Below are 3,455 nucleotides of genomic sequence, written 5' to 3' on the forward strand. Positions count from 1 at the left end.
GGCCTCTACCAATGCCAGCCTGCGGCTGCTGCGGGTCAACCAGAACGGCAGCGCCAACGTTACCGAGGAGGAGATCCACGCCATGCTGGTGGAGGGCTCTGAAGCCGGGGTGATCGAGGATCATGAACACACCATGCTGCGCAACGTCTTCCGTCTCGACGAGCGCAGCCTCTCCTCCCTGATGGTGCCGCGCAGCGATATCCGCTATCTGGATCTGGCGCTGCCGCTGGAGACCAACCTGCAACGACTGGTGGAGTATCGCCACAGCTATTTTCCGGTCTGCGACGGCAACCTGTCAGAATTGGTGGGTATCATCAATGTCAGCAAGGTGCTGCACGCCTATATCAAGGGGGAGCCCATCGATCTGGCAGCCCTGACCCAGGAGGGCAGCTTGCTGCCCGAGACCCTCAACGGCGTCGAGCTGCTCAACCACTTCCGCACCCACAGCGAACAGATGGCGCTGGTGGTGGACGAATATGGCGAGTTGCAGGGACTGGTCACCCAGCAGGATCTGCTGGAGGCGCTGGCGGGGGATTTCCAGCAGGAGGATGGCGAGGACAACTGGGCATTCCGGCGCGCCGACGGCAGCTGGCTGCTCGATGGCCTGATCCCGTTGCCGGAGTTGAAGGACTGTCTGGAGCTGGTTCGTCTGCCAGAAGAAGAAAAACATCACTATCACACCCTCGGAGGGCTTATCATGCTGCTCCTTGGTCGTGTTCCACAAACCGGAGACCTGGTGACACTGGAACAGTGGCAACTGGAAATTGTTGACATGGATGGCCTGCGCATCGACAAGGTGCTCGCCATGCCCTTGACCGATCAACCCAGCTAACCTGCGGAGTTTGCAAGTATGGAGCAGTTTTACCAACTGGCTCACGCCTTTATGAATCACGATCTGAACACACTTTCCGATCCCAAGATGGCCTTCATGATCTGTGGTGTGATTCTGACGTTTCTGGTACTGGAAAACGGATTCATCCCTACCGCCTTTCTGCCCGGTGACAGCCTGCTGATCCTCACCGGCGTACTCATCTATCAGGATGTATTGTCTCTCGGGGTGATCCCGCTGTTGATCATGGCTACCTTTGTCGGCACCTGGCTCGGTTACATGCAGGGGCGCTTCCTTGGCCACACCCAGCTCTACCATCGGCTGATGTCCCACGTGGAAGAGCGACACCAACAGAAGGTCTACCACCTGCTGGACAAGTACGGGATCATCACCCTGATCACCGCGCGCTATATCGCCTTCGTACGCACCGCCTACCCCTACATCGTCGGTGCCACCGAGCTGCCCCAGGGGCGCTTCCTCATCGTCAATCTGATCAGCTCCATCATGTGGATCTGCCCGCTGGTCGGGTTTGGCTACTACCTGAGCCACACCAAGTTGGCAGCCGAATACCAGACCCAGTTCTTCAACATCATCATCTATCTGCCGGTGGCCCTGCTGGTGGGTGGCATGGTGGCGCTGGTCTGGCGCTGGATCAGCAAACGCAGGGCCGCGCAGCCGCGGGATTGACCCTTCGCCCAACGCCCGACCCGAAAGCCCTCGCCAGAGGGCTTTTTTGATCGCCAATTTTGCGCAAATAGCAGAAATAGTCCCGCTCGGCCCTTGTAAAGCCGGGGTAAAAATGAGTGAATCTAGCGCCTTTTTTTGGATGGGAATGGAGTCGGTTGTATGTGGTGTCGGATTCGCGCAGCAGCGCTGGTTGTCGGGTTGATGGGAATGCTGGGATTGCCTGCGGTCAGCGCGGCACCCAACCCAGCCAAACTGGAAGTACGCTCGAGCAGCGCCCTGGTCGTGGATGTAAAAACGGGCAAGACGCTCTACCAGAAGAATGCCACCAAGGTGCGTCCTATCGCCTCCCTTACCAAGCTGATGACAGCTCTGGTGGTGCTGGATGCCAAACAGAATCTCAACCAGACCATTACGGTCGACAAGAACGATCTGGATCGGGTCAAACACACTCATTCCCGCATCCGCATGGGCACCAAGGTGACCCGCCGCGACGCCCTGCATCTGGCGCTGATGTCCTCCGAAAACCGGATGGCCTCGGCACTGGCGCGTCACTATCCGGGCGGTCGCAGCGCCTTCGTGCGGGCCATGAACAACAAGGCCAGACAGCTGGGTATGCGTAATACCCACTTCTACGACTCCACCGGCCTCTCCACCCGCAACGTCTCCACCGCCCAGGATCTGGGCAAGCTGGCCGCCGCCGCCTATCGCCAGCCGCTGATCCGTCAGTTCACTCAGGATGAGAACCGGGAGATGCGCTTCAGCGCCCCCGCCTACAGCCTGATGTTCAACAACACCAACCCGCTGGTGAAAAACCCGGATTGGGACGTGCGCCTCTCCAAGACCGGCTTCACTGACGAAGCGGGGCGCTGTCTGGTGATGCGCGCCAAACCGGACAGCCGCGAGCTCGCCATCGTGCTGCTCAACTCGGTGGGCAAGCGCACCCCCATCGGCGATGCCAACCGAATTCGCAAATGGCTGAAAAGCTGAGTAAATATCTCAACACAAAAGGATGCTGCGGCATCCTTTTTTATTGCCCGCAGAACGCCTATGCAGGCCTTGCAGGATGTCGGTTAGCAAACACAGGGGGATGAACGGCGTGGCATCTGCCGTTGCAACAGCAGGCATACAGCGCGCCTATAGATGAGGCAAAGGGTGGCAAGGGGTTGCACCGTTCAGAAGAACTGTGCGCAATCACAGGCAGGGGAAGAAATGAGGACAAGAACAGCCAGGTAAACGGGCGATCCACCCGCAACAGCGCACGGGGATCCGCACCAAAAAGTTAAATATCGCCCATAAAAAAACAGCCCCGACCGAAGTCGAGGCTGTCTGTATGGTGCGCCCGAGAGGATTCGAACCTCTGACCACCTGGTTCGTAGCCAGGTACTCTATCCAGCTGAGCTACGGGCGCCCTGTTTTAAAACGATAAAAAAAGCTTACTTATCAGTAAGCCTTTTCCGAAGTGTCGACTTGCTGATGGTCAACACATGACTCTTGCTTGAGTCGTAATATGGTGCGCCCGAGAGGATTCGAACCTCTGACCACCTGGTTCGTAGCCAGGTACTCTATCCAGCTGAGCTACGGGCGCTCACAAACTTTTGGTACTGCTTGAAATATGGTGCGCCCGAGAGGATTCGAACCTCTGACCACCTGGTTCGTAGCCAGGTACTCTATCCAGCTGAGCTACGGGCGCCCTGTTTTAAAACGATAAAAAAAGCTTACTTATCAGTAAGCCTTTTCCGAAGTGTCGACTTGCTGATGGTCAACACATGACTCTTGCTTGAGTCGTAATATGGTGCGCCCGAGAGGATTCGAACCTCTGACCACCTGGTTCGTAGCCAGGTACTCTATCCAGCTGAGCTACGGGCGCTCACAAACTTTTGTGTACTGCTTGAAAAATGGTGCGCCCGAGAGGATTCGAACCTCTGACCACCTGGTTCGT

At 57.2% G+C, this 3,455-nt stretch carries 3 protein-coding genes and 4 tRNA genes; 3 read left to right on the forward strand and 4 right to left on the reverse strand.

The window, feature by feature from the left end; genetic code table 11:
• The 3 genes from L972_RS07485 to pbpG form a co-directional block, all read left to right on the forward strand.
• Positions 1 to 832 (forward strand): hemolysin family protein (locus L972_RS07485; RefSeq protein WP_047437157.1); only part of this gene is annotated, 832 nt, incomplete at its 5' end.
• A gap of 18 nt (positions 833 to 850) precedes the next feature.
• A complete protein-coding gene (locus tag L972_RS07490) occupies positions 851 to 1,516 on the forward strand; it encodes a DedA family protein (protein WP_005343012.1) in 666 nt (221 codons plus the stop codon).
• A gap of 159 nt (positions 1,517 to 1,675) precedes the next feature.
• Positions 1,676 to 2,503, forward strand: coding sequence for a D-alanyl-D-alanine endopeptidase (pbpG, locus tag L972_RS07495; protein ID WP_005348750.1), 828 nt, complete (start codon positions 1,676 to 1,678; stop codon positions 2,501 to 2,503).
• 344 nt (positions 2,504 to 2,847) lie between these two features.
• On the opposite strand, the gene L972_RS07500 is transcribed toward pbpG, so the two are convergent.
• The 4 genes from L972_RS07500 to L972_RS07515 all read right to left on the reverse strand — a co-directional run bounded on the left by L972_RS07500 (position 2,848) and on the right by L972_RS07515 (position 3,383).
• Positions 2,848 to 2,924: transfer RNA gene (locus L972_RS07500), tRNA-Arg, on the reverse strand.
• A gap of 100 nt (positions 2,925 to 3,024) precedes the next feature.
• A tRNA-Arg gene (locus L972_RS07505) sits at positions 3,025 to 3,101 on the reverse strand.
• Positions 3,102 to 3,129: 28 nt separating this feature from the next.
• Positions 3,130 to 3,206, reverse strand: a tRNA-Arg gene (locus tag L972_RS07510).
• Positions 3,207 to 3,306: 100 nt separating this feature from the next.
• Positions 3,307 to 3,383 (reverse strand) — tRNA-Arg (locus tag L972_RS07515).
• Between the last annotated feature and the right edge of the window lie 72 nt (positions 3,384 to 3,455).

The sequence above is a fragment of the Aeromonas sp. ZOR0001 genome, from assembly GCF_000801015.1.
Taxonomy (GTDB): Bacteria; Pseudomonadota; Gammaproteobacteria; order Enterobacterales; family Aeromonadaceae; genus Aeromonas; species Aeromonas veronii.